The sequence below is a fragment of the Candidatus Binatia bacterium genome (assembly GCA_029243485.1).
Taxonomy (GTDB): Bacteria; Desulfobacterota; Binatia; order UBA12015; family UBA12015; genus VGTG01.
The window spans coordinates 33,487-58,359 of record JAQWRY010000053.1 but is presented as its reverse complement, the minus strand read 5'-3'; the positions used below and the strand labels follow the sequence as shown (position 1 = coordinate 58,359).

At 66.5% G+C, this 24,873-nt stretch carries 30 protein-coding genes; 25 read left to right on the top strand and 5 right to left on the bottom strand.

Annotated elements, in window-relative coordinates:
- Positions 1-19: 19 nt before the first annotated feature.
- From P8R42_15525 to P8R42_15500, 6 genes are all read left to right on the top strand, one after another.
- Entirely contained in the window at positions 20-949 is a 930-nt protein-coding gene (locus P8R42_15525; GenBank protein MDG2306026.1) for an SDR family oxidoreductase, read from the top strand.
- A 68-nt stretch (positions 950-1,017) separates the two neighbouring features.
- Positions 1,018-2,901, top strand: a complete 1,884-nt coding sequence (locus P8R42_15520; GenBank protein ID MDG2306025.1) for an alkaline phosphatase family protein — start codon at positions 1,018-1,020, stop codon at positions 2,899-2,901.
- A complete protein-coding gene (locus tag P8R42_15515; protein ID MDG2306024.1) occupies positions 2,898-4,148 on the top strand; it encodes a glycosyltransferase family 4 protein in 1,251 nt (416 codons plus the stop codon). The genes P8R42_15520 and P8R42_15515 overlap by 4 nt, the downstream gene beginning before the upstream one ends.
- Before the next feature lie 43 nt (positions 4,149-4,191).
- A complete protein-coding gene (locus P8R42_15510; protein MDG2306023.1) occupies positions 4,192-4,503 on the top strand; it encodes a hypothetical protein in 312 nt (103 codons plus the stop codon).
- Positions 4,504-4,534: 31 nt separating this feature from the next.
- Entirely contained in the window at positions 4,535-4,729 is a 195-nt protein-coding gene (locus P8R42_15505; GenBank protein MDG2306022.1) for a hypothetical protein, read from the top strand.
- A 7-nt stretch (positions 4,730-4,736) separates the two neighbouring features.
- Complete coding sequence (locus P8R42_15500; GenBank protein ID MDG2306021.1) at positions 4,737-5,210, top strand: 4Fe-4S binding protein; 474 nt, start codon at positions 4,737-4,739, stop codon at positions 5,208-5,210.
- 64 nt (positions 5,211-5,274) lie between these two features.
- Here the strand turns inward: P8R42_15500 and hisG are convergent, their stop codons facing one another.
- From hisG to P8R42_15485, 3 genes are read right to left on the bottom strand one after another with little or no spacing between them, the layout of a single operon-like run.
- A complete protein-coding gene (hisG, locus tag P8R42_15495; GenBank protein MDG2306020.1) occupies positions 5,275-6,177 on the bottom strand; it encodes an ATP phosphoribosyltransferase in 903 nt (300 codons plus the stop codon).
- 4 nt (positions 6,178-6,181) lie between these two features.
- Positions 6,182-6,553, bottom strand: a complete 372-nt coding sequence (gene hisI, locus P8R42_15490) for a phosphoribosyl-AMP cyclohydrolase (GenBank protein MDG2306019.1) — start codon at positions 6,551-6,553, stop codon at positions 6,182-6,184.
- Positions 6,554-6,585: 32 nt separating this feature from the next.
- Positions 6,586-6,843 carry a hypothetical protein gene (locus P8R42_15485; protein ID MDG2306018.1) on the bottom strand — a complete coding sequence of 86 codons (258 nt, stop codon included), beginning with the start codon at positions 6,841-6,843 and terminating at the stop codon, positions 6,586-6,588.
- Positions 6,844-6,930: 87 nt separating this feature from the next.
- On the opposite strand from P8R42_15485, the gene lpxD reads away from it, so the two are divergent.
- From lpxD to holA, 16 genes are all read left to right on the top strand, one after another.
- Positions 6,931-7,941, top strand: coding sequence for a UDP-3-O-(3-hydroxymyristoyl)glucosamine N-acyltransferase (gene lpxD, locus P8R42_15480; GenBank protein MDG2306017.1), 1,011 nt, complete (start codon positions 6,931-6,933; stop codon positions 7,939-7,941).
- Between the two features lie 57 nt (positions 7,942-7,998).
- The gene (locus P8R42_15475; GenBank protein MDG2306016.1) at positions 7,999-8,538 is read left to right on the top strand and encodes a DUF177 domain-containing protein; all 540 of its coding nucleotides are present in this window, start codon (positions 7,999-8,001) and stop codon (positions 8,536-8,538) included.
- Positions 8,539-8,632: 94 nt separating this feature from the next.
- On the top strand, positions 8,633-8,815 hold the full coding sequence (rpmF, locus tag P8R42_15470; GenBank protein ID MDG2306015.1) for a 50S ribosomal protein L32: 183 nt from the start codon (positions 8,633-8,635) through the stop codon (positions 8,813-8,815).
- Positions 8,816-8,846: 31 nt separating this feature from the next.
- Positions 8,847-10,103: a phosphate acyltransferase PlsX gene (gene plsX / locus P8R42_15465; protein MDG2306014.1), complete on the top strand. Its 1,257-nt coding sequence runs from the start codon at positions 8,847-8,849 to the stop codon at positions 10,101-10,103.
- Complete coding sequence (gene fabD / locus P8R42_15460; GenBank protein ID MDG2306013.1) at positions 10,100-11,035, top strand: ACP S-malonyltransferase; 936 nt, start codon at positions 10,100-10,102, stop codon at positions 11,033-11,035. The genes plsX and fabD overlap by 4 nt, the downstream gene beginning before the upstream one ends.
- On the top strand, positions 11,032-11,790 hold the full coding sequence (fabG, locus tag P8R42_15455; GenBank protein ID MDG2306012.1) for a 3-oxoacyl-[acyl-carrier-protein] reductase: 759 nt from the start codon (positions 11,032-11,034) through the stop codon (positions 11,788-11,790). The genes fabD and fabG overlap by 4 nt, the downstream gene beginning before the upstream one ends.
- A gap of 142 nt (positions 11,791-11,932) precedes the next feature.
- Entirely contained in the window at positions 11,933-12,172 is a 240-nt protein-coding gene (acpP, locus tag P8R42_15450; protein ID MDG2306011.1) for an acyl carrier protein, read from the top strand.
- A 17-nt stretch (positions 12,173-12,189) separates the two neighbouring features.
- A complete protein-coding gene (gene glyA, locus P8R42_15445) occupies positions 12,190-13,422 on the top strand; it encodes a serine hydroxymethyltransferase (protein MDG2306010.1) in 1,233 nt (410 codons plus the stop codon).
- A gap of 9 nt (positions 13,423-13,431) precedes the next feature.
- Entirely contained in the window at positions 13,432-13,965 is a 534-nt protein-coding gene (gene nrdR, locus P8R42_15440) for a transcriptional regulator NrdR (protein MDG2306009.1), read from the top strand.
- 2 nt (positions 13,966-13,967) lie between these two features.
- Positions 13,968-15,086 (top strand): bifunctional diaminohydroxyphosphoribosylaminopyrimidine deaminase/5-amino-6-(5-phosphoribosylamino)uracil reductase RibD, encoded by a 1,119-nt coding sequence (gene ribD, locus P8R42_15435; GenBank protein MDG2306008.1) that lies wholly within the window; start codon positions 13,968-13,970, stop codon positions 15,084-15,086.
- Between the two features lie 2 nt (positions 15,087-15,088).
- Positions 15,089-16,330, top strand: a complete 1,242-nt coding sequence (gene ribA / locus P8R42_15430) for a GTP cyclohydrolase II (protein ID MDG2306007.1) — start codon at positions 15,089-15,091, stop codon at positions 16,328-16,330.
- Positions 16,327-16,803, top strand: coding sequence for a 6,7-dimethyl-8-ribityllumazine synthase (ribH, locus tag P8R42_15425; GenBank protein MDG2306006.1), 477 nt, complete (start codon positions 16,327-16,329; stop codon positions 16,801-16,803). Before ribA ends, ribH begins: the two co-directional genes overlap by 4 nt.
- An 8-nt stretch (positions 16,804-16,811) precedes the next feature.
- Entirely contained in the window at positions 16,812-17,273 is a 462-nt protein-coding gene (gene nusB, locus P8R42_15420; GenBank protein MDG2306005.1) for a transcription antitermination factor NusB, read from the top strand.
- A 52-nt stretch (positions 17,274-17,325) separates the two neighbouring features.
- Positions 17,326-20,019 carry a leucine--tRNA ligase gene (gene leuS, locus P8R42_15415; protein MDG2306004.1) on the top strand — a complete coding sequence of 898 codons (2,694 nt, stop codon included), beginning with the start codon at positions 17,326-17,328 and terminating at the stop codon, positions 20,017-20,019.
- Positions 20,020-20,053: 34 nt separating this feature from the next.
- Positions 20,054-20,635: an LptE family protein gene (locus P8R42_15410; GenBank protein ID MDG2306003.1), complete on the top strand. Its 582-nt coding sequence runs from the start codon at positions 20,054-20,056 to the stop codon at positions 20,633-20,635.
- The gene (holA, locus tag P8R42_15405) at positions 20,632-21,666 is read left to right on the top strand and encodes a DNA polymerase III subunit delta (GenBank protein MDG2306002.1); all 1,035 of its coding nucleotides are present in this window, start codon (positions 20,632-20,634) and stop codon (positions 21,664-21,666) included. Before P8R42_15410 ends, holA begins: the two co-directional genes overlap by 4 nt.
- Here the strand turns inward: holA and rpsT are convergent.
- Both rpsT and mazG read right to left on the bottom strand, forming a co-directional pair.
- The gene (rpsT, locus tag P8R42_15400; protein ID MDG2306001.1) at positions 21,645-21,908 is read right to left on the bottom strand and encodes a 30S ribosomal protein S20; all 264 of its coding nucleotides are present in this window, start codon (positions 21,906-21,908) and stop codon (positions 21,645-21,647) included. The two genes, holA and rpsT, sit on opposite strands and share 22 nt — an antisense overlap.
- A 49-nt stretch (positions 21,909-21,957) precedes the next feature.
- Complete coding sequence (mazG, locus tag P8R42_15395; protein ID MDG2306000.1) at positions 21,958-22,743, bottom strand: nucleoside triphosphate pyrophosphohydrolase; 786 nt, start codon at positions 22,741-22,743, stop codon at positions 21,958-21,960.
- A 50-nt stretch (positions 22,744-22,793) separates the two neighbouring features.
- Between mazG and grxC the strand changes: the two genes are divergently transcribed.
- Genes grxC through P8R42_15380 form a run of 3 tightly spaced genes read left to right on the top strand, consistent with a single transcriptional unit; the run spans position 22,794 to position 24,873 of the window.
- Complete coding sequence (grxC, locus tag P8R42_15390) at positions 22,794-23,048, top strand: glutaredoxin 3 (protein MDG2305999.1); 255 nt, start codon at positions 22,794-22,796, stop codon at positions 23,046-23,048.
- Positions 23,045-24,184: a quinone-dependent dihydroorotate dehydrogenase gene (locus tag P8R42_15385; GenBank protein MDG2305998.1), complete on the top strand. Its 1,140-nt coding sequence runs from the start codon at positions 23,045-23,047 to the stop codon at positions 24,182-24,184. Before grxC ends, P8R42_15385 begins: the two co-directional genes overlap by 4 nt.
- Entirely contained in the window at positions 24,181-24,873 is a 693-nt protein-coding gene (locus P8R42_15380; GenBank protein ID MDG2305997.1) for a TIGR04283 family arsenosugar biosynthesis glycosyltransferase, read from the top strand. The genes P8R42_15385 and P8R42_15380 overlap by 4 nt, the downstream gene beginning before the upstream one ends.

The window sequence follows — 24,873 nt, the reverse complement described above, 5'->3', positions numbered from 1 at the left end:
TCCAAGGAGACCAAGCTTCATGAACCTAGTGACGGGCGGCGCCGGCTTTATCGGTTCGCACATTGCCGCGCAGCTTCTCGCAAACGGCGAGAAGGTGCGCATCCTCGACGACTTCTCTACTGGCAAGCAGAGCAACCTCGCGGCGTTCAAGGACGACGTCGAGGTCATCGAAGGGGATCTCCGGGACCCCGACGCGCTCGAGCGTGCGGTGCAGGGCTGTCAGTACGTTTACCAGCAGGCTGCGCTGCGTTCGGTGCCTCGGTCGATCGATGATCCGCGGGCGAACAACGACGTGAACGTGACCGGCATCCTGAACCTGTTGATCGCCTCGAAGAAGGCCGGCGTGCAGCGTGTGGTCTACGCGTCGTCTTCGTCGGTCTACGGCGCCGATCCGACGCTGCCGAAGGTCGAGACGCAGACCCCGCAGCCGATCTCCCCGTACGCGGCTTCGAAGATCATGGGCGAGTACTACTGCAGGATCTACTCGAACCTCTACGATCTCGAGACGGTGTCGATGCGGTACTTCAATGTGTTCGGGCCCCGTCAGGACCCGGAATCAAAGTACGCCGCGGTTATCCCACGCTTCATCTGCGCCGCACTGGCCGACGAAGCGGCCGAGGTGCACGGGGACGGCGAGCAGTCGCGCGACTTCACGTTCATCGACAACGTCGTGTCGGCGAACCTCCTGGCTGCAAAAGCGCCGGGTGTGGCGGGCGAGCCGTTTAACATCGCGTGTAACGAGCGCTATTCCTTGCTCGACGTGCTCACCCAAGTCGAGAAGGGTCTCGGTAAGCCGGTGAAGCGCAACCACGAGCCGGATCGTGCCGGCGACGTGAAGCACACGTTGGCCGACATTTCGAAGGCGCGAGAACTCCTCAAGTACGAGCCGCTCGTCAACTTCGAAGACGGAATGAAGCTCACCGTCGACTGGTTCGCGGCAAACGCCTGATCCGCACGTTTTCCGGCTCTTGCGGCGTCTCGACCTAAGGACGCAGCGAGCAGGAAGCGGAAGAAAAGATGCGTAGGACGAGGGCGCAGGGCTTCGGGCTCTGCGCCCTCGTTGCGTCCGGCCTCGCCGTTCTCATGGGTGTGTCGGCCTGTCAGCGCCGTGGCGCCGGCGTTGTGGGGAACCCGCGCGTCGTGGTGCTCGGCTTCGACGGCCTCGATCCCGAGCGCCTGGATGCGTTGCGTGCGGACGGGAAGCTTCCGAACATCGACGCTCTGATCGAGGACGGCGACTACCGTCCGCTGGAGACGACATTGCCGGTCGCCGCGCCGGTCGCGTGGACGTCGTTCTCGACGGGGCTCACGCCCGCGGAGCACGGCGTGTTCGGGCGGATGCGGCGGGACCCGGCGACCTACGAGGTTCTCGACGCAGTCCAGTCGCTCGGCGGCCCAGAGATGGTGCTGGGATTCCCGCTGTACGGGCCCACAGCCACGTCTGGGGCAAAAGGCGCGACGTTCTGGGAACGCGCGGATGAGGCCGGTGTGAGGACCGTCGTACTCCGGGTGCCGTACGCCTTCCCGCCACGTAGTCTGGAGCACGGCCGGTCGCTTTGTGGCGTGGGCGTGTTTGACGTGGCTCCGGGCGGCGGCTTCGTGGAACTCAGGTCGACGTCGGGCGCGGACAGCGGTGAGATCTCGGGAATCGAAGTCGACGGGTGGTCGGCGCCGCCGGTTCCGATCTCGTTTGCTCGCAACGGTCCGAAGGTCCGCATCAGCATCGGCGAGCGCGAGATCTTCTTGGAAGAGGGCAAGTGGAGCGAGCTTCAGGGCATCGTTTTCGACGTGAGCCCGTTCCATTCTGTGGCGGCGACGATTCGCGTGTATGTCCGGTCGATCGAGCCGGAAGTCCGAATCTACGTCTCCTCGCCGGCCGTGGACCCGCGGCATCCGGAGCGGCCTATCTCGGCGCCCCCGGAGTTCGCATCGCAGCTCGCGATGCAGGTGGGTCTGTTCGAGCCGCTGGGCGCTGCGCGCTCCGCTTCGGCGTACGAGGCAGAGGTCGTGGATGAGGCCGGGTTCGTCGGCCACGCCGGGCTCGCGCTCGACTGGGCGCGTCGCGCGACTCTGCACGAGATCGACCAACGGGATGCGGAGCTCGTCGTTTCGGTTTTCACGGAGACGGGTGACGTGTTGCGGCTGTTCGGGAACGACGAGGCCGATGGCCTCGTCGAGCACGCGTACCGCGCCGTGGATCGGATCATCGGGGATGTCCGGCGTCACCTGCCGGCAGACACAATCTTGTTCGTCGTGTCCACCCACGGATCCGACCGCTTCAGTCGGGCCGTCAGCCTCAACGCCTGGCTCGAGCGAGAGGGTTTCCAGACGAGAACCGGGACCGGAGGTGGCCTCGAGAACGTCGACTGGGGGCGAACCCGCGCATACGCGATCGGCTCGGGACAGGTCTACCTGAACCTCGCGGGGCGAGAGCGCGATGGCATCGTCGCGCCCGGCCTCGAGGCGCAGGTGTTGCTCGAAGAGATCTCGGCCGGTCTCCGGACGCTCCGATACGGGGCCACGGCATCACCGGTGGTGGAGGAGATCCTGCGCAGAGGTCCGGAGCCGCTGGGGCCGTTCGATGGAAATGCAGCCGAACTCGTCGTGTCGTTTGCAGCCGGCTTCGGCGGGGCGCCCGACGACGCCGAGGGAGGCGCAGCGGGCGAGGTGATCGCCTCGAGCGCCTTGGGGGGGCGCGGCGGGCACCGGGGCTTGGGCGCGGCACCGGAGCGCGGCTTGCTGCTCTCGAGCGTGCCGCTCGCAGCCGGCCCCGTTTCGGTTCTGGACCTGGCGCCGACGGTCCTGGGCGAGCTCGGCGTTCCGGTTGCGGCGGAGTTGCCAGGGCGCTCGCTCGGTCCCGGGCAGACGAAGTCTGGCGCAACGGGCTCCTGGATGCGATGACCCGGGGGCGACGCCGCCTAGGGCGTCGCGGCCAAGTCGTGAATAGGAATCCAGTACGAGCCGAAGAGGATCTCCGCGTAGGTCTCGTTGCCGCATGCGCCTTTCCGGCGCCGCGCGGCTCCCAGGTCCTGATCCAGGAGATGGCAGAGTCTCTCGCTGAGGAGGGCGTCGATACGCACCTCATCGCACCACTCGACCCCCGTGCGCGCGAGCGTCCGTACCACACGCACGCCGTCGAGCCCGCCGTTCCCCGTGCCCGCGCGGGCGGCCTGACCGGTCTGCTTCGGCCCCTCGTGGATGCCACGCTCACCGCGCGGCTCGCGTCGACGGTCGCGCGCGAAGGGCTGCAGGTCCTGCATGCGCACAACTACGAGGGGCTCGTCACGTCTCTTGCGGTTCGTGCACTGCGCGGTGTGCCGGTCGTCTACCACAGCCACAACGTCTTCGCGGACGAGCTTCCGACGTATGCACCGCGCACGCTTCGGGGAGCGGCTGGACGATTCGGAGCGTGGTGCGATCGCACGTTTCCGCGTCTCGCAGACCGCGTGGTGACCCTTAGCGACGATGTTTCGGCGCACTTGGGGGCACTCGGCGTGGAGTCGCACCGGATCTCGGTCATCCCGCCGGGGCTCGACCCGACGCCGTTCGACGCGCACCGGGCGAAGCTAAGGAAACGCCGCGCGATCTTCACGGGCAATCTCGATGGCTACCAGAATCTGGAGCTGCTGTTGTCGGCGTGGAGGCTCGTCGAGGCGCGGGATCCTTCGAGCGAGCTGGTCCTCGTGACGCACGTGCAGCGTGGCGGTGCGGCTCGGCGGCTTAGGCGAGCGCATCTCGGCGAACGGGTTCGTGTGCGGGTCGTGACTTCGCTCGACGAGGTTGCCCAAGAACTCGGCTCGTCAATGGTCGCCGTGTCGCCGCGCGCGTCGTGGTCCGGCTTCCCGATCAAGACTCTGAACTACATGGCGAGCGGAACGCCGACGCTCGCGCTTGCTGCATCGGCCAAAGGAGTTCGTCCGGGCGAGACGGGTTGGGTCGTCGATGGCGACACGCCCAAAGCTCTCGCGTCGGCATTAGTCTCCGCACTCGGCGCTCCTCGCGACTGCGCTCGCCGTGGCCGAGCGGCGCTCCAGGTGCTGCGCGAGCACCACCGTTGGGATCGTCTCGCACCGCAGATCGTCGATGTTGCACGTGCCGCCATAGCCGACAGCGAGCAGGATGCGTCTCGAACGCGCCGCGTGGCTTGATTCTCTCTTCCGCCCGCACAGACCGCGCGGTATGAACCCTGCTATGTTGAATGAGGAGTTGAGGCAGGAGACCGACGAAGTTCTTCGCTCGCACGGGGAGTTCCTCCGTCGGTTGGGGGACAACGGGTTTGCCGGTGTCGCGGAACTCGTACAGCGATACGAGCAGGTCCGGAGCGCCGCCGCCGCAATCTCCAGGGACGAGCTCGACGCGGCCCAGGCTCGCGTATCCGCTCTCCTGGAGCAGCTCGTCGCCGCTCGGGATCAAATCCAGCAGCTCTCCGGCATCGTCGGAGCGATGGGTGTGGGGGCCTCTGAAGACCAAGAATCGGCCGATCCGCGAGAAGCCCTGGATTGACTCTGCTTTTCGCCATTGGTAGCCAAAAATCATGCACCTCGCCCATGATGCGACCGCCCTGGAGGCGTTCCTCTTCATCATGTTCCTGCCGGACAACATCCCAATCATCGGGATGCTGTTTCTGCTGTTCTGGTTCACGTACCTCGGCTTCCGCGAGGCGCGCCGGAACGATGAGTTCATTCGGCAGGGACGCGAAGACGAGATTCTTCGCGACATGATGGAATAACGCCCTCATGCCTTTCTTCATCATTGCGGAGAACTGCACCGGCTGCAGTGCTTGCGAGCAGCGCTGTCCGACTCGGGCCATCTCGGGGGATCCCAAGAAGGCCTACTTCATCGAGTCCACGATGTGCATCGATTGTGGCGCTTGTGGAGTCATCTGTCCGGACGAGGCGATCCTCGACACGTACGGGAACATGACCTCGGTGCTGAAGAAGGCCGAGCGACCGCTCGCGGTCGTCCACCCGGACAACTGCAACGGCTGCGGCGTCTGTATCGACGTCTGCCCGTTCGATTCGATCACCCCGTCGCCCGACAACGCGGCGGCCTATCTGGGGCTGGTCGAGGTCAACGAGAAGACCTGCGTGGGCTGCAAGCTGTGCGAGGAAGTCTGCGGCTGGGACGGCATCTACATCATGCCGCACGGCGCGCGGGAGGGCTTCCGCGCCGCTCTCGGCTACGACGATTCGGAAGAAGCCGGCGCTTAGGCGCCGCTCTCCTTCATCGCATTTCGTCGTTCGGCTCCAGGGCGATACCTGCGCCCGCAGACCCTCAGATCAGCTTGTTCAGAGGGTACTCGATGATGCCGAGCGCCCCGGCCTTGATGAGGCGCGGGATCAGGTCGCGGGCGGCCCGTTCGCTGATGACCGTCTCGACGGAGAACCATTCCTCACCGTGGAGCTGCTCGGTCGGGTAGAGGTTCGAGACCGTCGGAGCCGTGAGGCTCGGGAGGAGGGCGATCACCTCCCCCAGGTGGTCCTTGCGGACGTTCAGCTTGATACCCACCTGAGTCTGCGCCTCGAGCGCACCGCGCAGCAGGAGTGAGATCTGCTCGAGCTTCTCGCGCCGCGCGGGGTCCTTCCAGGCTTCGAGGTTGGCGACGAGCTGAGGGTTGGACGTCAGGAGGTCGGCCACGATCCGCAGTTTGTTGGCCCGCAACGTGGAGCCGGTTTCGGTGACGTCGACGATGGCATCGACGAGACCCTCGGCGACCTTCGCTTCGGTGGCGCCCCACGAGAATTCGACCTCGACGGGGATGTTCCGTTCCTCAAAGAAGCGCTTCGTCACGTGGACGAGTTCGGTCGAGATGCGCTTTCCGGCGAGATCCTCGGGCTTCTTTACGTCGGAGTCGTCGCGCACGACGAGGACCCAGCGCGTGCCTTGCAGGCTCACCTTCGAGTAGACGAGGTCGCACAGCGTGTGGACCTTGGAGTCGTTCTCGACGATCCAATCCTGGCCCGTGACGCCGCCGTCGAGCGCGCCGCTCTCGAGGTAGCGGGGCATCTCCTGCGGTCGCATGAGCGAGCAGCGGATGGCGTCGTCGTCGATCGTCGGGAAGTAGCTGCGGCCGCTGGTCTGGATGTACCAGCCGGCCTTGGCGAACAGCTCGATCGTGGGCTTTTCGAGGCTTCCCTTGGGGATGCCGAGCTTCAGTGGTGCGTCGGAAGTACTCATGGCTCTACTTCTGATAGACCTCGTCGGGGTCGAAGACACGCTCGTCTTCGATGGCCCAGTCGTTGCCGTCCAGGCGGCGGTAGAAGCAGCTGCGGTAGCCTTTGTGGCACGCCGCGCCGCCGATTTGCCTGACCTTGAGGACGATGGTGTCGCGGTCGCAATCGATCAGAATGTCGACCACCTCTTGAACGTTTCCGGATTCCTCACCCTTGCGCCACAACTTCTGTCGCGAGCGCGTCCAGTACGTGGCGCGGCGCGTGCGCAGGGTCTCCTGCCAGCTGTCTTCGTTCATGTACGCGAGCATCAAGACCTCGCCCGTCTCGTGATCCTGCGCGACGGCGGGCAACAGCCCTTTGCTGAAATCCGGACCTTCCATAAGCAATCTCCGCGCGACCTGGAGAGTGTCGCTCAGAAGTCCTCGCGCAGGATCGATTCCAACTGACGGATTCGCTGCTGCAGGAGGCGGTCTCGCATGACGAGAGCCTTCTCGTCCTCCGCGGAGAGGGCGATGGCGGCTTCGGGGTCGCAGGGGGGCACGAACCGCACCTCGGGGAGGGCGGGGCCGGGTGGCACATCTCGCCTCGCGGCGCAGCCGGCCGTGGTCACCACCACGAGGAGGCAGGCCGCGGCGAGCGCACCTGCCGCTCGACGTCGGGAGCCTCTCATCATTTTGGACTACCCGCGCTCGATCAGAAACGCAATCCGAGCCGACGAGCGTGGAGATGCGGCGGGAGCGTTGGTACAAGCCATGAGGTGAGAGTCGCAGACATTGCATGCGCCCTGGAGGCCGTCGTCGAGGGCGACGCGACTCTCGAAGTCGACGAATTGGCACCGCTCGACGGCGCGGGGCCTCGATCTCTCTCTTTCCTGTCAAATCCCCGCTATGCGCCGCAGCTCGCGACGACCGGCGCGGGGGCCGTGATCCTGGGTCCCGACGTCGAAGGCCCCGGATGCACCGTCCTTCGCGTCGCCGACGCCTATCTGGCCTTCGCGAAGGCCCTCGAGCTCTTCGACCGGCCGATCCAGCTCCCCGAGGGCGTCGACCCGCGGGCGTTCGTGGCCGATTCCGCCGAAATCGCGGCGGGCGCCCGGATCGCGCCGGGTGTCCACGTGGGTGAGAACGCTCGGATCGGCGCCCGCGCGGCGCTTCATCCCGGGGTCGTGGTCTACCCGGACGTCTCGATCGGCGATGATTTTACCGCGCACGCGAATGTCGTGGTCCGCGAAAGGGTCCGGATCGGGCACCGGGTCACCCTGGCCGCGGGCGTTGCCCTCGGCGGTGAGGGATTCGGGTACATCCCGCTGCCCGACGGCGGGGTCTGGAACATGCGCCAGATCGGCACCGTGGAGATCGAGGACGACGTCGAGATCGGGGCCAACACCACGATCGACCGAGCGGCCATCGGGGTCACGCGGATCGAAAAGGGCGCCAAGATCGACAATCTGGTGATGATCGCCCACGGCTGCCGAATCGGTCCCGAGGCCCTGATCGCCGCCCAGACCGGCCTAGCGGGCAGCACGACCGTGGGGGCCCGGGCCCAGCTGGGGGGCCAGGTAGGCTCCGCGGGGCATCTGTCGATCGGCGAGGGAGCCCGGATTGCGGCCCAGAGCGGGGTCCCCGGCGACGTCCCCGAGGGGGCCGTCATGGGGGGCTATCCGGCCATGGATGTGGGCCTCTGGCGGCGGGTCTCGGCGGCGGCCCGCAAGCTGCCGGAGCTCCTGCGGCGCGTCCGGCGGCTGGAGAGGGCACTCGGGAAGGATTGACGCTCCGCAGCAGCAATTGATTTCCGGCCCCCGTCCCCTACTATCTTCTGGAATTCCATGAAGATCCGGCTCGAAGACATCACCGAGGAGTCGACCCACAAGACTTTCTCCGCGACCTCCGAGGCCGTAAACGGACGTCTTGCCGAGGGTCGGCATGAGGCCGAGGAGTTCCGTCTCGCGGAGCCCCTCGCCGTAGACGTCACGTACTACCGTGCTGGGGAGGATCTGTACTTCCACGGCCAGCTCGAGACGACGCTGGATGCTTCATGCGCGCGCTGCCTCACGACTTATCCGGTCGCGCTCAGCGAACCGTTCCAGTTCGTCCTGTCGCCGGCGCGACCGCCCGAAGACCCGGATCAGGAACTCGACGCCGATGACGTCGCCCTGAGCTTTTTCTCGGGCAAAGAAATCGAACTCGAGCCGCTCTGCAGTGAGCAAGCGATTCTGACGCTGCCGACCCGAGCGCTGTGCCGCGAAGATTGTGCGGGGCTCTGCTCGGTTTGTGGTGGCGATCGCAACAAGGACGCGTGCAATTGCGACACGGCCGTTCCCGATCCGCGATGGGCGGCACTGCGCGAGTGGAAGCCCGCGTCCTGAACGGCGAGACAAGCAACCCAATCCAACGATGATTCCGATGGGCCGCGCGAGCGAGTTCATCTGGTGATAGAATTCCCCGACGCAGGAGAGAGACATGGCCGTACCGAAGAGAAGAACGTCCGTCAGCAAACGAAACAAGCGCCGCGCACACGATTCGCTCACCGCGCCGACGCTCCTTCCGTGCCCTCAGTGTGGCGAACCCCACGTTCGTCATCGCGCATGCCCGACCTGCGGAGTCTATCGCGGGCGGAAGGTCTCCGAACCTCGCGGCGAGTAGCGAGTGAGCCCGGCAGGAAGGGCGCACTGATATGCGCATCGCGGTCGACGCGATGGGCGGGGACAACGCTCCCGGCGCGGTAGTCGAAGGCGCAGTTGCGGCTGCACGTGACCTCGGCCTGTCGATCCTCCTGGTCGGCGACCGCACGCGCGTCGCGCCCGAGCTCGCCAAGTACAAGACGCACGGTCTCGACATCGAGGCCCGTCATGCGGCCGAAGAAATCGGGATGGACGAGGCGCCGACCGCGGCGCTGCGGAAGGCCGATTCGTCCATGGCCGTGGCTCTTACGGGTCTCCGCGACGGGGACGCCGACGGCATGGTCTATGCCGGCAATACGGGTGCCGGGATGGTGCTCGGGGCCCATGTTCTGGGTCGCGTGACCGGGGTAGAGCGCCCGGCAATCGCGGTTCAGGTGCCAAACGTGAAGGGTCATACGATCCTCTTGGATGCGGGCGCCAACGTGGATTCGCGCGGGACGCATCTCGTTCAATTCGCACTCATGGGGGATGCCTACGCGCGGGTGATCCGTCACGTTGCGGCGCCCCGGATCGGTCTTCTCTCGAACGGCACCGAAGACACCAAGGGCACCGCTGCCGTGCGAGAGGCGGGACCTCTCCTGGACCAGCTGCCGATCAACTACGTAGGCTACGTCGAAGGTGCGGACATCGTTCGTGGTGAAGTCGACGTCGTCGTCTGCGACGGTTTCGTCGGCAATGTCGTGTTGAAGACGATGGAGGGCTTCGGCTCTCTGGTGGGCTCGCGTCTGCGCGACATGCTGCAGCAGGGTGTCCTGCGGCGGCTCGCTGGATTGATCCTACGTCGGCATCTCGGCAAGCTCGCACGTGATCTCGATCCGGGAGAGACCGGTGGAGCGTTGCTCCTCGGACTGAACGGTACCGTCGTGAAGGCGCACGGTTCGTCGGACGCTCGTGCGATTCGCAATGCGATCGGCGTGGCCTCGGATCTCGCGCAGGCTCGCGTGAGCCAAGAGGTCGGACGCAGTATCGCCGCGTGTCTCGAGATCGTCGCTGCCGGTGTGAACCTCCCCACGGATGACGGTCCCGAACCCGGGCGCGCGCGGCGCCTTTGGAACTCGGTCCGGAAGCGTTTGCGACGAGACCGCACAGGTGAGACCGAAGAGGATGTCGCCCTGGTCGCGGCCGCGAACGAAGCCGGGCCGGTCGCACCGGCCGAAGTGGATCCGCCGACGATCGAAGAGGGAACGATGGACGCACCGGCCTCCGAACCCGAGCCGACGACCGAAGGCGACCCGAAGGTGAAGACGTGAAGCAGGTCGCGTACCTTTGTCCGGGGCAGGGTGCCCAGCACGTCGGAATGGGCGTGGATCTCTGCGCCGAGTTCGAACCCGCGCGGCGTACGTTCGAAGAAGCAGATGATGCACTCGGACTCGGTCTCTCCGCCATCTGTCGAGACGGCCCCGAAGAGGCGCTCACCCTCACCGAGAACACCCAGCCGGCCCTCCTGACGATGTCGGTCGCCATCGCTCGCGTCCTCGAAGCCGAGGCGGGTGTGACGCCCGTGATCGCCGCTGGGCACAGCCTTGGGGAGTGGTCGGCATGGGTCCTGGTCGGGGCTCTGGAGTTTGGGCCTGCCGTCGGTGCGGCACGTATGCGCGGCCAGTTCATGCAGGACGCGGTGGCCCCCGGCGTCGGCGCGATGTCCGCCGTGCTCGGAACCGACCTCCCGTCGGTCGAAGAGATGTGTCGCGACGCGAGCTCCGGCGAAGAGGTCGTCGTGCCGGCGAACCTCAACGGAGGCGGGCAGATAGTGGTCGCCGGTCACATGCCGGCGGTGGCGCGCCTCGAGGAGGCTGCGGCCGCGCGGAAGAACCGCGTGAGTCGGCTCAAGGTGAGCGCCCCGTTCCATAGCCCCCTCATGGCGCCCGCGGCGGAACGCTTGGGCCCCGTGCTCGACGACCTCACTATCGTGTCGCCGCGTGCCCCCGTCGTGACGAACGTCGAAGCGACCCCACTCTCAGATCCGGCTCGCATCGCGCCGCTGCTGCGGCAGCAGGTCACCGCGGTCGTGCGCTGGGAAGAGTGCGGCCAGAAGATCGCCACGTCCGCGGAGATCGGGATCGAGGTCGGCCCCGGCCGCGTGCTGGGTGGCCTCATGCGCCGGATCGAACGCTCCTTTGCCTGCCGGCCGACTGGCGATGTCGCGGGCGTGCGTAAAGTGCTCGAGGAACTCTCGGCGTGAGCGCCGTGGCAAAGCCGCTCGAGGGGCAGGTCGCCCTCGTCACGGGTGCTTCGCGCGGTATCGGTCGCGCGGTGGCGCAGGAGCTGGCACGACGAGGCGCCCACGTCGCGATCAACTATCGCGCCGGGGAGGATGCTGCCCGCTCGTGCCTCGACGAGATCGAGGCCGCCGGCGGAACCGCCCAGCTGCTCCCGTTCGACGTGAGCGAGGCCGATGCACCGGTGACGCACATTGGGGCCTTCGCGAAGGAGAAGGGTCGTCTGGACATCCTGGTGAACAACGCCGGGATCACGATCGACGGATTGCTTCTGCGCTACCGGGAAGACGACTGGCACAAGACGCTCGAGGTCAATCTCGGCGGCGCGTTTCGGTGCAGCCGCGCGGCGGCGCGGTTCATGGCGCGCAAGCGCTACGGCCGGATCGTGAACGTGTCCTCCGTCGTCGCTTCGATGGGGACGACGGGGCAGGCCGCGTACGCCACCACCAAAGCCGGCCTCGAGGGCATGACGAAGGCCCTGGCCCGGGAGCTGGCCTCGAGGGACGTCACCGTGAACGCCGTCGCTCCGGGCTTAATCGACACCGAGATGACGGCCGGATTGCCCGAGGAGGCGCGCGCAACCTACCTCGCGATGATCCCCCTGGGCCGCCTTGGGAAGTCCGAAGAAGTGGCCGCGGCAGTGGCCTATCTGTGCGGCCCCGACGCCTCCTACGTGACCGGGCATGTCCTGGCGGTAAACGGGGGCCTTTATACTTAGGCGCGCTTCGGGATGCGCCCTCGCGTCAAATCTGGCAGAACCCGGATCAACTGGCTAAAGCTGTCCCGGCCCGTGTGGGCGTCGGGAGGCGGCACGCCGCCTCCGCGTGTGGATTGAGGACGGGGAGAACAGGAGCAACGCTATGGCTTCGGACGTCGAAAACAAGGTCAAGGAAATCGTCTGCGAGCAGCTTGGGGTGTCCGAAGAAGAGGTGGCCCCAAATGCATCGTTCATTGAAGATCTCGGCGCGGACTCGCTCGATATCGTCGAGCTGGTGATGGCCCTCGAGGAGGAATACGACCTCGAGATCTCCGACGAGGACGCGGAGAAGATCCGGACCGTCGGCGACGTGGTGGGCTACATCGAGAGCCATAAGAAGTGAGCTTGTCCCGAGCACCGCTGGCCGATTCCGACCCGGCGGTTGCCGAATGCGTTGCGCGGGAGCTGCAGCGGCAAGAGGACAACCTGGAGCTCATCCCGTCCGAGAACGCGGTCAGCGCCGCCGTTCTCGAGGCGCAGGGCTCGGTCCTCACGAACAAGTATGCCGAAGGGTATCCCGGCAAGCGGTACTACGGTGGCTGTGAGCACGTCGACGTCGTCGAGCAGCTCGCGATCGATCGCGCGCGGGCGCTGTTCGGCGCCGACCATGCGAACGTGCAGCCCCATTCGGGCTCGCAGGCGAACATGGAGGTCTACTTCTCGCAGCTGCAGCCGGGCGACACGATCCTCAGCATGGATCTCTCGCACGGTGGGCACCTGACGCACGGCAGCCCGGTCAACTTCTCGGGCAAGTGGTTCAAGGTGGTCCCGTACGGCGTTCGCGAAGACGACGAGCGGATCGACTACGAGGCGGTTCGGAAACTGGCCCGCGAGCATCGCCCGAAGATGATCGTCGCGGGTCACAGCGCGTACCCTCGCGAGGTCGACTTCGCGCCGTTCCGTGAAGCCGCGGACGAGGTCGGTGCGAAGCTCATGGTCGACATGGCGCACTTCGCCGGCCTGGTCGCTGCCGGCGTGCACCCGTCGCCGGTTCCGTTCGCGGAGTTCGTGACCACCACGACGCACAAGACCCTGCGCGGTCCGCGCGGTGGATTGATCCTCTGCCGCGATGCTGAGGCGAAGACCATCAATAGTTCGGTGTTTCCCGGGAATCAGGGTGGACCGCTGATGCACGTGATCGCCGCGAAGGCCGTCGCGTTTAAAGAGGCCGCCGAGCCGGCCTTTGCCGAGTACCAGCGGCAGGTCGTCGCGAATGCGCGCGCTCTGGCCGACGGGCTCATGAAGCGGAACTTCAAATTAGTTTCCGGCGGCACGGACAACCACCTGCTTCTGCTCGATCTGCGCGGAACGGAGCTCACGGGCAAGGCCTGCCAGGAGAACCTCGACCTCGCGCGGATCACGGCGAACCGGAACACGGTGCCGTTCGAGACTCGTTCGCCGTTCGTCACGAGTGGCGTTCGCATGGGAACGCCGACCGTCACGTCGCGCGGCATGCGCGAGCCGGAGATGGATCGAATCGCCGGTCTGATCGAGAAGGCGCTGGCGCATGTCGGCGACGAAGCCGGGCTGGCGAAGGTCGCCGAAGAGACGACCGCGCTCTGTCGCGAGTTTCCGCTGTATAGCGATCGCTGAGGCCAGCCGTTGAAATGCCCTGCCTGCCGCGACCTGAACAACCGGGTCATTGATTCGCGCCTGGGCAAGGACGGGGACGTCATCCGTCGCCGCCGGGAGTGCGAACAGTGCGCCCGCCGTTTCACGACGTACGAGCGCGTAGAGGATTACCTCCCTTCGGTCGTGAAGAAAGACGGCCGACGCGAGTCGTACGATCGCATGAAGGTTCTTGCGGGCTTGAAGAAGGCGTGTGAGAAGCGCCCGATCAGCGTCGAGACGATCGAGCTGACCGCCGACTTGATCGAGCGCAACCTGCTGGAGAAGGGCGACAAGGAAGTGCCGAGCTCCGTCGTCGGAGAGACGATCATGACGGCTCTGCACGACCTCGACAGCGTCGCCTACGTCCGCTTCGCCTCGGTCTACCGCTCCTTCCAGGACATCGACGAGTTCGTGGACGAGCTCGAGGACCTCTTGAAGGAGCGACGAGGTACGAGTCGCAAACGGCGGAAGCGTTCGAGCGCGGCGAGCGCCAAGCCGGCGCGAACTCCGCAATCCGAGTCGTAGCGATGGCCGCGAAGCCGCGGAGCGGCGAGGCGCTCGACGCACGCTACATGCACCGGGCGCTCACGCTCGCCAAACGTGGGCTCGGACGTACGCATCCCAATCCTCCGGTCGGCGCGGTGCTCGTTCGGCGCGGCGAGGTCGTAGGACAAGGGTGGCACCACCGCGCCGGGGAGCCGCATGCGGAAGCGCTCGCGTTCGCGGCCGCCGGTAAGCGCGCCAGGGGGGCGACGCTCTACTGCACGCTCGAGCCCTGCACCGTCGAAGGGCGGACGCCGGCGTGTGCACCGGCCGTCATCGATGCTGGTGTCGCGCGCGTAGTTTTGGGAAGCGTCGATACCGACCGTCGCGTGGCGGGTCGCGGAATCCGACGGATTCGACGCGCGGGGATCGATGTCACCACGGGCGTGGAAACGGCCGCGTGCGACGAGTTGCTCCGGTTCTATGACCGGCACCGCCGCGCGGGTCGGCCCTGGGTCCGACTGAAGCTCGCAACGTCGCTCGATGGACGGATCGCTCTGCGCGACGGAACGTCGAAGTGGATCACAGGCGACGCGGCTCGCGCGGAGGTTCATCGTTGGCGGGATCAACTCGATGCGGTCCTGGTTGGCTCCGGGACCGTCCGGGCGGACGATCCGACACTCGATTGCCGCCGCCCGCGTGGCCGGGACCCGATTCGGGTTGTCGCGGACAGCCGGCTGCGCACTCTACCGACCGCGCGCCTCTTTCAGGCCGGAGACGCGCCGGTCTGGCTCGTGACCACGAAAGAGGCCTCAGAGGGCCGCGCTCGACGCCTCGAGGCAGCCGGGGGCGACATTCTGCGTGTGAAGGCCCGCGAGGGCCGGGTGGACCCTCGGGCACTGCTGCAGGCGCTCGGCCGGCGTGGTGTGACCTCGGTTCTGGCGGAGGGCGGATCGACTCTGGCGGCTTCTCTTCTGCGAGCGGGCCTGGTGGATGAACTCTGCGTCTTCCAGGCGCCTCTCTTGATCGGAGGCGACGGAATCCCGATGATTCAAGCGTTGGGGATCGAGTCCCTCGCCAAGGCGCCTCGCCTCGGCGACGTTCGGGTTTCCCGGGTGGGAGTCGACACTCTTTGGACGGCTCGTCTACCAACCGAGGGTTGAAAATGACGTCGACGCAGACAGATCAGACACTCGGTGACGCGCTCGAAGACGTGGCCGCCGGACGGATGGTGCTCGTGGTGGACCATCTGGAGAACCCCCGGAGGGGCGATCTCTGCGTGGCTGCCGACCTCACGACGCCCGAGCACGTAGGCTTCATGGCGGTCCATGCCCGCGGCCTCGTTTGCGTGACGCTCGTTCCGGCGGCTCTTCGTCGCCTCGGCATTCCCCTGATGCCGGCCGATCGTGCGGCCGAAGACGGCCTGTCCTATGGGATCTCGTTCGAAGCCCGGGAGGGCGTCACGACGGGGATCTCGGCATCGGATCGCGCCGCCACCATCCGCGTGGCGGTGGACTCCCGCTCGGGCCCGGGCGACATTGTCATGCCCGGACACATCCCGCCGATCGAGGTCGGGGTGGGCGGCGTCATGGAGAAGCCCGGTCGCATGGAGGCAGCGTTGGATCTCGTACGGCTCGCCGGACGCGCCCCGGCTGCCACGGTCTGCACGGTTCTCGACGAAGACGGTGAGATCGCCGCTGGCGATGCGCTCCGGAAATTTGCCGAAGAACACGCCCTTCGAATCGTTTCGGTCGACGGCGTTCTGCAACACCGGTTGCGTGCGGAACTACTCGTCGAGCGCCTCGATGAGACCGAGCTCGAGAGCGAGCACGGAGGAATGTTCCGCGCGATCGCGTACCGCAACAAGGTAGATGAGACCGAACATCTGGCGCTCGTCCGGGGCCGGCTTCGTCCGGATGAGCCCACCTTGGTTCGCGTGCACTCGCAGTGTCTCACTGGCGACGTGTTGGGTTCGCGTCGCTGCGACTGTGGCGAACAGCTCGTCGACTCGCTCTTGGAGATCGCAGAGCACGGCCGCGGGATTCTGGTCTATCTCCACCAGGAGGGACGCGGCATCGGACTCGGGAACAAGATCCGTGCGTACGCACTGCAGGACCAGGGGATGGACACGGTCGAGGCGAACCTCGAACTCGGCTTCGACGATGATCAGCGCGACTACGGGATTAGCGCGCAGATCCTCCGCGATCTCGGGGTCACTCGCGTTCGTCTGATGACCAACAACGAGCGAAAGATCAGCGGTCTCGCCCGCTACGGCATCGAGGTCGTCGAGCGCGTTGCATTGGAAGTGAAGCCGCACGCCGGCAACATCGCCTACCTTCGCACCAAGCAGGAGAAGCTCGGTCATCTCCTGACGGGCCTCGACGGGTCCCAAGAGGAGCCGAGCTGATGCGTGAGCTCGAAGGGAAGGTCGACGGCAAAGCCCTGCGGATCGCGATCGTGGTGGCCCGCTTCAATCGGACCGTGACGGGCGGCCTACTCGACGGCGCGCTCGAAGCGCTGCGCGAGCACGGCGTCGCGGATGACGCGATCGACGTCCTGCACGTCCCTGGCGCCTTCGAGATCACGGTTGCTGCGTCCGAGGCCGGGCGCACCGGCCGATACGCCGCCGTCATCTGCCTCGGGGCAGTGGTTCGCGGAGAGACGCCCCACTTTGAGTTCATCGCCCGAGAGGTGAGCCGAGGCGTGTCGGAAGCCGCCTGCCGGCATTCGGTTCCGATGGCGTTCGGCGTGCTCACGACAGACACGATGGCACAGGCACTCGCTCGTGCGGGCGAGGGGCATGGCAACAAGGGCCTCGAGGCCGCGACGACGGCGCTCGAGATGGCCGGCCTCCTGCGAGACCTGGCCGCGGCGACCTAGGTCGAACAATGAACACGGAAGCTAGCGTGCGCCGCCTCGCTCGAATCTTGGCGGTGCAGGCGCTCTACCTGATGCATGTCGGCGATGATCCGGCGGCAACGGCGATTCGGATCGCGATTCGGCTCTCGAACGACGAAGAGCCGACGGAGGATCCGCCGGAGCTCCCGTATGCGAAGAAGCTCGTCGGTGACGTCGACCGCGAACGCGTTCTCATCGATCAGTTGTTGGGGGCGTCGGGAACTCGTTGGCGCGTCGACCGTATGTCGCCGCTCGATCTTCAGATCCTCCGTGTCGCCGTGGCCGAGCTGCGTGCGGGGACCAAAGACTTGCCGGCTCCGGTAGTGATCGACGAAGCCGTCGAGGTCGCGCGAGAGTTCGGCGGAAAAGACTCGACCGGATTCGTGAACGGTGTGCTCGATGCGGTTGCCCGTGAGCTTCGCGCGAAGCATATGAACGCGGGTACCGAGTAGGAAGGATCGGGCAGGGCCGATCCAGGCCCGCCGTCCGAGGGGAAGAAAAGGGATGACGCGCGACGACGAACAGCGAGAACGAGTACGGTTCGATCCAACGATCGAGCCACGCTGGCGTGCGTTCTGGGCCGAACGAGGGACGTTCCAGGCAGGCCGTCGCGCGGACGCGCCGCGGAAGTATATCCTCGTGATGTTCCCGTACCCCAGTGGCGATCTCCACATGGGTCACGGGAAGAACTACTTTATCGGCGACTCCCTGACCCGCTACTACGTCATGCAAGGCTACGATGTCCTGCATCCGTTCGGGTGGGATGCGTTCGGCCTCCCGGCGGAGAACGCGGCCATCAAGACCGGCAGGCCTCCGCGCGACTGGACCCTCGGCAACATCGCGGAGTCGAAGAGTTCTCTCGAAGCGGCGGGTCTGATGTACGACTGGTCGCGCGAAGTGACGACGTGCGAGCCGGATTACTACCGGTGGACACAGTGGCTGTTCCTCTTGCTGCATCGGCGCGGCCTCGCGTACCGAGCGACGGCGACGGTGAACTGGGATCCGGTGGATCAAACCGTCCTCGCGAACGAGCAGGTCGATGCGTCCGGCCGGAGTTGGCGCAGTGGAGCGCTCGTCGAGAAGCGCGAGCTCTCGCAGTGGTTCTTCAAGATCACCGACTACGCAGAACGACTGCTGCAGGATCTCGACAAGCTCGACGCGTGGCCGGAGAAGGTTCGCGCGATGCAGCGCAACTGGATTGGGCGCAGCGAGGGTGCGGAAGCCCGGTTCAAGGTCGTCGGCCGCGACGAGTCCGTCACAGTCTTTACGACGCGCGCAGACACGCTCTTCGGGGCGACCTTCCTGGTTCTCGCGCCGGAGCACCCGCTGGTCGCGACTCTCACTAGTGACGAGCGCCGCGAGGAAGTCGATGCCTACGTGGCGCAGGCCGCACGGCGAAGCGAGATCGATCGTCAGAGCCTCGAGCGCGAGAAGACCGGCGTTCCGCTCGGTGCGTCGTGCGTGAACCCGGTGAACGGCGAAGAAGTTCCGGTATGGATCGCCGATTACGTCCTCACCGGGTACGGAACCGGCGCCATCATGGCCGTGCCCGCCCACGATACGCGGGACTTCGAGTTCGCTCGGAAGATGGGTCTTCCGATCCGGACGGTGATTGCGGCCGACGGCAAAGCGCCCGACGGCGAGCCGGCAGAAGCCTCGGCCGAAGACGGTCTCATGGTGCAGTCCGGCGAGTACGACGGGCAGCCGAACCGGGAAGCCGGTCGTGCCATCACCGCATGGCTGGACGAACGCGGCCTCGGCAAAGCGACGGTCACCTACCGGCTGCGCGATTGGTTTGTGAGTCGGCAGCGTTACTGGGGTGCCCCCATCCCGATGCTGCACCTGGCCGACGGTACCGTCGTGCCGGTTCCGGAAGAGGACCTGCCGGTGCGGTTGCCCGAGATCGAGGACTACCTCCCGCACGGCAAGTCGCCGCTCGCCTCGAGCCCGGAGTTCGTTCACGCGAAGGATCCCGAAACGGGTGAGCCCGCCCTGCGCGACACGGACACGATGGACACGTTCGTCGACTCTTCCTGGTACTACCTGCGCTACGTCGACGCGCAGAACGAGGAGGCCATCTGGTCGCCCGAGGCGATCCAGCGATGGATGCCGATCGACCAGTACATCGGCGGCGTCGAGCACGCGATCCTCCATCTTCTGTACTCGCGCTTCATCACGAAGGTGCTCTACGACGAAGGGCTGGTCCCCGAGGACGAGCCGTTCCGGGCGCTCTTCACGCAGGGCATGGTCCAGCGCCGGGTGACGACGCCGCTGGAGACGACGGCGGACGGTCGCCTGGCGCCGCCCGAAGAGCTCCAGAAGACCCTCGGCCTCTCCGCGGACGCGCTCTCTGTGGCCGAGATGCGCGATCGCCTGAAAGAAAACAGCCACACCCTGGTCGCCCGCGGGGAGGACTGGAGTGCACGGAGTGGGCCGGTCACGATGAGCAAGAGTTCGGGGAATGGCGTGCCGATGGGACCGTTCATTCGCGAGCACGGCTCCGACGTCGCCCGCATCACGCTGCTGTTCGCCGCGCCACCCGAGAACAACATGGAATGGAGCGACGAAGGAGTCGGCGGCGCGGAGCGCTTCTTGAACCGGTGGGTGAGTCTCTTCAAGCCCGATCGCGAGAAGATAGCGGCGGAGCATGCGCGGCTGGGCGCCGCGGGCCTCGATGGCCTGATCGCGTCCGCCGACGGCCTTTCCGACGAGGAGCAGCAGCTCCGCCGACGCCTGCACGTAACGATCAAGCGGGTGACCGAGGACACGGAAGCCTTCGCGTTCAACACCGCGATCGCGGCCCTGATGGAGCTCCTGAACGAGGCGCAGAAGCAGCGTTCGGCGGCGCCCGAGGCCTCCCCGCTGTTCTGTGGGATGGCGTGGACCGTCGCGCGGCTCCTCGCACCGTTCGCGCCGCATCTCGCCGAGGAGTTCCATTCCTGGTTCGGGGGCGAGGGCTCGGTTTTTGACGGGGGCTGGCCGTCGTGGGACGAAGGAGCCCTCGTCGAGGATACGGTCGAGATCGCCTTGCAGGTGAACGGCAAAGTGCGTGATCGTCTCGTCGTGGCGCGGGATGCGGATCGCGATGCCTTGCGCGAGCAGGCGCTTGCGAGCGACAAGGTGAAGGAGTTGGTGGGTGACCGTGAGATCCGCAAGGTGATCGTGGTTCCCGGTCGTCTGGTGAACGTGGTCGCCTGAGCGCACCGCGAACGCGCGTATCGAGGAGGAACGGATGGTTCGGTGGCTGGCAGTGGTGGTTTCGCTCGGAATCGTCGGCTGCGGGTATCACTTCCCCGGCGACGCGAGTGTACTCCCGGGCGGCGGAACCACCGTCTACGTCTCGACCTTCACCAATCAGAGCCGTGAACCCGGCCTCGAGAACGGCGTCCGCGACGCGCTCGAGGACGAGATCCTGCGCCGCGGGAACTTCGAGCTGGTCTCCGAAGACACGGCCGATGTGGTCTTGGAGGGCGTGATTGAGTCGCTTCAGTCCCGCCCGATCGCCTTCTCGAACTCGGATGAGGCTCTCCAGTACGAGACGGTCATGACGCTCTCAGCTTCGCTGCTGGATACGCGCCGCAAGGCGCTCGTCTGGCGGGTGGCGAACCTGCGGGAGAGCGACTCGTTCGGCGCGGTGCCAGGGACCGTCGTGGTTCAGTCCTCCCAGTTCCAGGAGCAATCCACGTTGAACCAGCAGAACCTCGCCCAACTCACCGAAGTGCAGCTGTCCGAATCGCAGAAAGACGAGGCGATCGAACGCGTTCTGGAGAACATGTCCCGCGATCTCTACAACTCGATGGTGGAGGACTTCTGAGTACGAAGCGCCAGTCGGCCGCCAAGGGCGGCGCTGCCAAGGCCAAGGCAAAGCCCAAGCCGAAACGCGACTCGGCCAAGGCGCTCCTCCTTGCGGGCGATTCGTATCTCGTCCGAGAAAGACTCGCCGCGCTTCAGAAGGATGCCGTCGGCGACCCGCCGGCCTTCGGCGCGGCCGAGACGATCTACGGGGACCGTACCGACCTCGAGTCGATCTGCGTCGCGGTCATGACCCTGCCCCTCATGGGCACCCGGTTCGTCGCGCTGCGGCAGCCGGAGAAGCTCAGAGAAGACGTCCAGAAGGGCGTCGCGGCGCTGCTGGACGACATCCCTCCCCAGACCCGTTTCGTCGTGGTCAGCGAAGCGCCGGACATGCGGAAGACCCTCTTTGCGGCACTGAAGAAGCAGGGCGACGTCGAGATGCTCGGGATGGGTTCCAAACGCGACGGAAGCCGTGCGCGGGGCGAGCTGATCGATGCGGCGGCCGGCCTCGCGAAGGAGCGCTCGGTTCAGTTGACCCGTGAGGCACTGGCCGTCTTCGTGGACTTCATCCAAGACGATACGTCGCGGATGGTGAACGAGCTCGAGAAGCTCTCGCTGCGGTTCGGCGACAACAAGGTCGAGCCGAGGCAGGTTCTCGAGAGCCTCGGAGGCGAGCGCGCTCTCACCGCCTTCGCGCTCGAGGGGGCGCTGCGTGAGCGGCGCATCGGTCGTGCGATCGCGGAGCTTCGCAGGTCGCTCGCGCAGGGAGAGCGACCAGAAATGATCGTGGGGCAGCTGGCGGGCGCGCTCCGTGCGTTGCTGCGTGCCCGGGCGCTCCTGGATTCGGGGCTCGACGAATCAGCCGCGATGAAGGCCTTCGGCGGCGGTCGCGGCTACTTCGTAGTCCCGCGGGCGCGGAACTTCCGCCGGGGGGAGCTGGTTCGTGCGCTACGCCAGCTCGGTCAGGTCGACGTCGCCGCCAAGACCGGGCATGGAGACCCTGCCGCGGGTTTGGAGAGGATGCTGCTTCAGCTCAACGCGTCGACGTGACGCGCGAGGCGAGCGGCTCGGCGAGAGGCGTTCTTGCGATGCAGAACACCCTTCGAGACAGCCTTGTCCAGTGTGCGCTGTACCTGGATGACCGCTTCGGTCGCGGCCGCCTTGTCGCCCGACTGGACGAGGGCGCGCACCTTTTTCACCGAAGTCCGCACGTTGGTCCGGATCGCCTGATTCCGGGCTGCGCGCTTGATGGACTGACGGTGCCGTTTGATCGCTGATGGGTGATTCGCCATTAGATTCCTCGCCTGATCCCGCGTTCCCTAACGATCGGGCGCGCCCGGGTCAATCCGTCTGACCGCCTGCGAGGGTTCTTTTTGCAGCCTGCCAGCGGGCCTCCAGGGCCTCGGGGGCAAGGGCCCCTAGGTCTTCGCGCGCTTCGCGTGCGGTCGATTCCACTTGCCGGAATCGTTGCTCGAACCGGTCGACGGCCCGGCTGAGGGCCAACTCCGGCTCCCGTTCGAGCTTCCGGGCGAGGTTGGCCACCGTGAATAGGACGTCCCCGAGCTCGTCGCCGATTCTCTCGGGATCGCCCCCGGCGAGGGCCTCCGCGAGCTCCGCCCGCTCCTCGTCCAGCTTCTCCAGAACCTCGGCCGGACCCGGCCAGTCGAAGCCTGTGCGGGACGCCTTCTCCGAGACTCGTTCCGCCCGCTGAAGGGCGGGTAGGGCCTTTGGAACCCCGTCGATGGCCGAGGCGCCGGGCCCACGTTCGGCGGCCTTGATGACTTCCCAGTTCGTGGACACCTCGGCGGAATCCCTTACCCCGACGTCGCCGAAGACGTGGGGATGACGCCTCTCGAGCTTCTGGACGACCGCCTGACAAACGTCCGCGACGGCAAATGTGCCGGCCTCCTCGGCCATCCGGGCGTGGAAGACCACCTGAAGGAGCAGGTCACCGAGCTCGGTGCAGAGCTCGTTCGGGTCACCCTGGTCGATCGCTTCGGCCACCTCGTAGGCCTCCTCGATCACGTACTTCCGGATGGAGGAGTGCGTCTGCTCCCGGTCCCAGGGGCAGCCGTCGGGGGCTCGCAGGCGGGCCATGACCGCCACCAGATCGTCGAAATCCTTCACGTCGTCTCCTATTTGCCGCAGGTGGGGCCAACCTCTAGGAAAAAGGCAGGATGTCCGCGGTCAAAATCTACACCACGCCCTACTGCCCCTACTGTCACGCTGCGAAGGATCTTCTCGCAGAAAAAGGCGTCGCATTCACTGAAGTCGACGTCGCCGGCGACTTCGAGGAGCGGGCGCGACTGGCGGACGTCACCGGGCAGCGCACGGTGCCGCAGATCTTCATCGGCGACGAGTCCATCGGCGGCTACGACGAACTCGCGGCGCTCGAGAGTCGCGGACAACTGGATCCGCTGCTGAGCGAGTGAGCGAGTCCCTGTACGCGCGGATTCGTCCGCTGCTCTTCGGGCTCGGAGCGGAAGAGGCGCATCGTCAGGCGGTCCGCCTCTCAAGCGTCGCGGGAACGGCCTTGGGTTGGGCTGCACGTGCGGGCCTGCGCGCCGCTCCGCCGACGAGCTCTCGCCTGGAGAGGCGCCTCCTCGGATTGACCTTTCCGAACCCAATCGGCCTCGCCGCGGGCTTCGACAAGAACGCGGTCGCGAGCCATCTGTGGCCTGCTCTGGGTTTCGGCTTCGCCGAACTGGGAACCGTCACCGCACTCGCCCAGCCGGGGAATCCCTCGCCACGTTTGTTCCGGCTGCCCGAAGACGAGGCGGTCGTGAACCGGCTCGGGTTCAACAACCAAGGGGCGACGGCCGTCGAGGCCCGGTTGAACGCAAGCCTGCACGCGCGACCCCGCGCTCCGGTCGGAATCAACGTCGGCAGTTCTCGCGTGCACGTCGGCGATCCGGAAAAGGAACTTCTGGACTACCGCGAGTCTACCCGCCGACTCGGCCGCTACGCGGACTACGTCGCGGTAAACGTGAGTTCCCCCAATACTCCCGGACTGCGGGATCTGCAGGAGCCGACGCGTCTCGCCAAGCTCGTCGAGGCGGTATGCGGCGAGCTCAAACTGCTGGGGCTCGGCGTGAGTTGCCCGAAGGTCCTGGTGAAGCTCTCGCCGGATCTCGCCGAGGACGGCGTTCCCGAAATCTGCGCCGCCGCACTGTCGGCGGGCGCGGAAGGCTTCATCGCGACCAACACGACCCTGTCTCGCGAGGGCATCGCGAGTCCGCTGCGCGCCGAGGTCGGTGGTCTTTCGGGGGCACCGCTGCGCGAGCGGTCGACTCGAATCCTCTCGCGGATCCGCTTCGTCGTCGGGCCCGACGTACCGATCATCGGGATCGGCGGCATCTTCACGGTGGAGGACGTCATCGCGAAGCTCGACGCGGGCGCCGATCTCGTCTCGCTCTACACCGGGATGATCTACGAAGGCCCGCTCCTAGCGCGACGCCTCGCCATCCAGCTCGATCGCGAGCTGGCGCGGCGGGGCTGCAACTCGGTGACCGAGCTCGTCGGGGCCGGCGCGAAGGAAGCGGCGGCAGTCGCCGCGGACGCGCGATGACGCCGACCGGCCCGTGGTCGGTTTCCGTCGTGGTACCTGCGCTCGAGGAAGCGCACGAGATCGAGGCGGCGCTGCGCAGCGTGGGGCCGGCGGGAACGCATGAGATCGTCGTGGTCGACGGCGGGAGCGCGGACGACACGGTGGCGCGCACCGAGGCGCTGGGGGTCCGGGTGGTCCAGGCGACACGGGGCCGCGCGAACCAGATGAACGTGGGGGCCGAGTCGACCACCGGGAATGCCTTGATCTTCCTTCACGCGGACACGTGGTTGCCCGCGGACTGGCACGATCAGGTCTGTGCCGCACTCGATGAGGGTGCCGTCGCGGGCCGTTTCGACGTCGATCTGCGCGGAGCCAGTGCGATGCTTCGCGTTGTCGCGGCTGCGATGAATCGGCGATCGCGCTGGAGCCGCCTCTACACCGGGGATCAGGCGATCTTCGTGCGGCGCGCCGTGTTCGAGGCCGTCGGCGGGTTCGAGGCCATTCCTGTGATGGAGGACCTCGCACTCAGCAAGCGCCTGAAGGATGAGGGGCCGATCGCGAGTCTCCGCGCGAAGGTGAGTACGTCCGGACGGCGTTGGGAGACGCGAGGCGTCCTTCGGACGATCACCCTGATGTGGTGGCTTCGGTTCGCATACTTCGTGGGCGTCTCGCCAGACCGTTTGGCGCGGCTGTACCGCGCGGTCCGGTAG

Excerpts from the sequence above, each read along its gene's own strand:
- ribD (MDG2306008.1), top strand. The coding sequence starts at position 13,968 with ATGGCCGCGAAGCCGCGGAGCGGCGAGGCGCTCGACGCACGCTACATG.
- P8R42_15410 (MDG2306003.1), top strand. The coding sequence starts at position 20,054 with ATGGTTCGGTGGCTGGCAGTGGTGGTTTCGCTCGGAATCGTCGGCTGC.
- rpsT (MDG2306001.1), bottom strand. The coding sequence starts at position 21,908 with ATGGCGAATCACCCATCAGCGATCAAACGGCACCGTCAGTCCATCAAG.
- ribA (MDG2306007.1), top strand. The coding sequence starts at position 15,089 with ATGACGTCGACGCAGACAGATCAGACACTCGGTGACGCGCTCGAAGAC.
- rpmF (MDG2306015.1), top strand. The coding sequence starts at position 8,633 with ATGGCCGTACCGAAGAGAAGAACGTCCGTCAGCAAACGAAACAAGCGC.
- plsX (MDG2306014.1), top strand. The coding sequence starts at position 8,847 with ATGCGCATCGCGGTCGACGCGATGGGCGGGGACAACGCTCCCGGCGCG.
- grxC (MDG2305999.1), top strand. The coding sequence starts at position 22,794 with ATGTCCGCGGTCAAAATCTACACCACGCCCTACTGCCCCTACTGTCAC.
- P8R42_15475 (MDG2306016.1), top strand. The coding sequence starts at position 7,999 with ATGAAGATCCGGCTCGAAGACATCACCGAGGAGTCGACCCACAAGACT.
- P8R42_15380 (MDG2305997.1), top strand. The coding sequence starts at position 24,181 with ATGACGCCGACCGGCCCGTGGTCGGTTTCCGTCGTGGTACCTGCGCTC.
- nusB (MDG2306005.1), top strand. The coding sequence starts at position 16,812 with ATGAACACGGAAGCTAGCGTGCGCCGCCTCGCTCGAATCTTGGCGGTG.
- leuS (MDG2306004.1), top strand. The coding sequence starts at position 17,326 with ATGACGCGCGACGACGAACAGCGAGAACGAGTACGGTTCGATCCAACG.
- P8R42_15485 (MDG2306018.1), bottom strand. The coding sequence starts at position 6,843 with ATGAGAGGCTCCCGACGTCGAGCGGCAGGTGCGCTCGCCGCGGCCTGC.
- P8R42_15500 (MDG2306021.1), top strand. The coding sequence starts at position 4,737 with ATGCCTTTCTTCATCATTGCGGAGAACTGCACCGGCTGCAGTGCTTGC.
- hisI (MDG2306019.1), bottom strand. The coding sequence starts at position 6,553 with ATGGAAGGTCCGGATTTCAGCAAAGGGCTGTTGCCCGCCGTCGCGCAG.
- P8R42_15525 (MDG2306026.1), top strand. The coding sequence starts at position 20 with ATGAACCTAGTGACGGGCGGCGCCGGCTTTATCGGTTCGCACATTGCC.
- P8R42_15520 (MDG2306025.1), top strand. The coding sequence starts at position 1,018 with ATGCGTAGGACGAGGGCGCAGGGCTTCGGGCTCTGCGCCCTCGTTGCG.
- acpP (MDG2306011.1), top strand. The coding sequence starts at position 11,933 with ATGGCTTCGGACGTCGAAAACAAGGTCAAGGAAATCGTCTGCGAGCAG.
- P8R42_15505 (MDG2306022.1), top strand. The coding sequence starts at position 4,535 with ATGCACCTCGCCCATGATGCGACCGCCCTGGAGGCGTTCCTCTTCATC.
- hisG (MDG2306020.1), bottom strand. The coding sequence starts at position 6,177 with ATGAGTACTTCCGACGCACCACTGAAGCTCGGCATCCCCAAGGGAAGC.
- P8R42_15510 (MDG2306023.1), top strand. The coding sequence starts at position 4,192 with ATGTTGAATGAGGAGTTGAGGCAGGAGACCGACGAAGTTCTTCGCTCG.
- P8R42_15515 (MDG2306024.1), top strand. The coding sequence starts at position 2,898 with ATGACCCGGGGGCGACGCCGCCTAGGGCGTCGCGGCCAAGTCGTGAAT.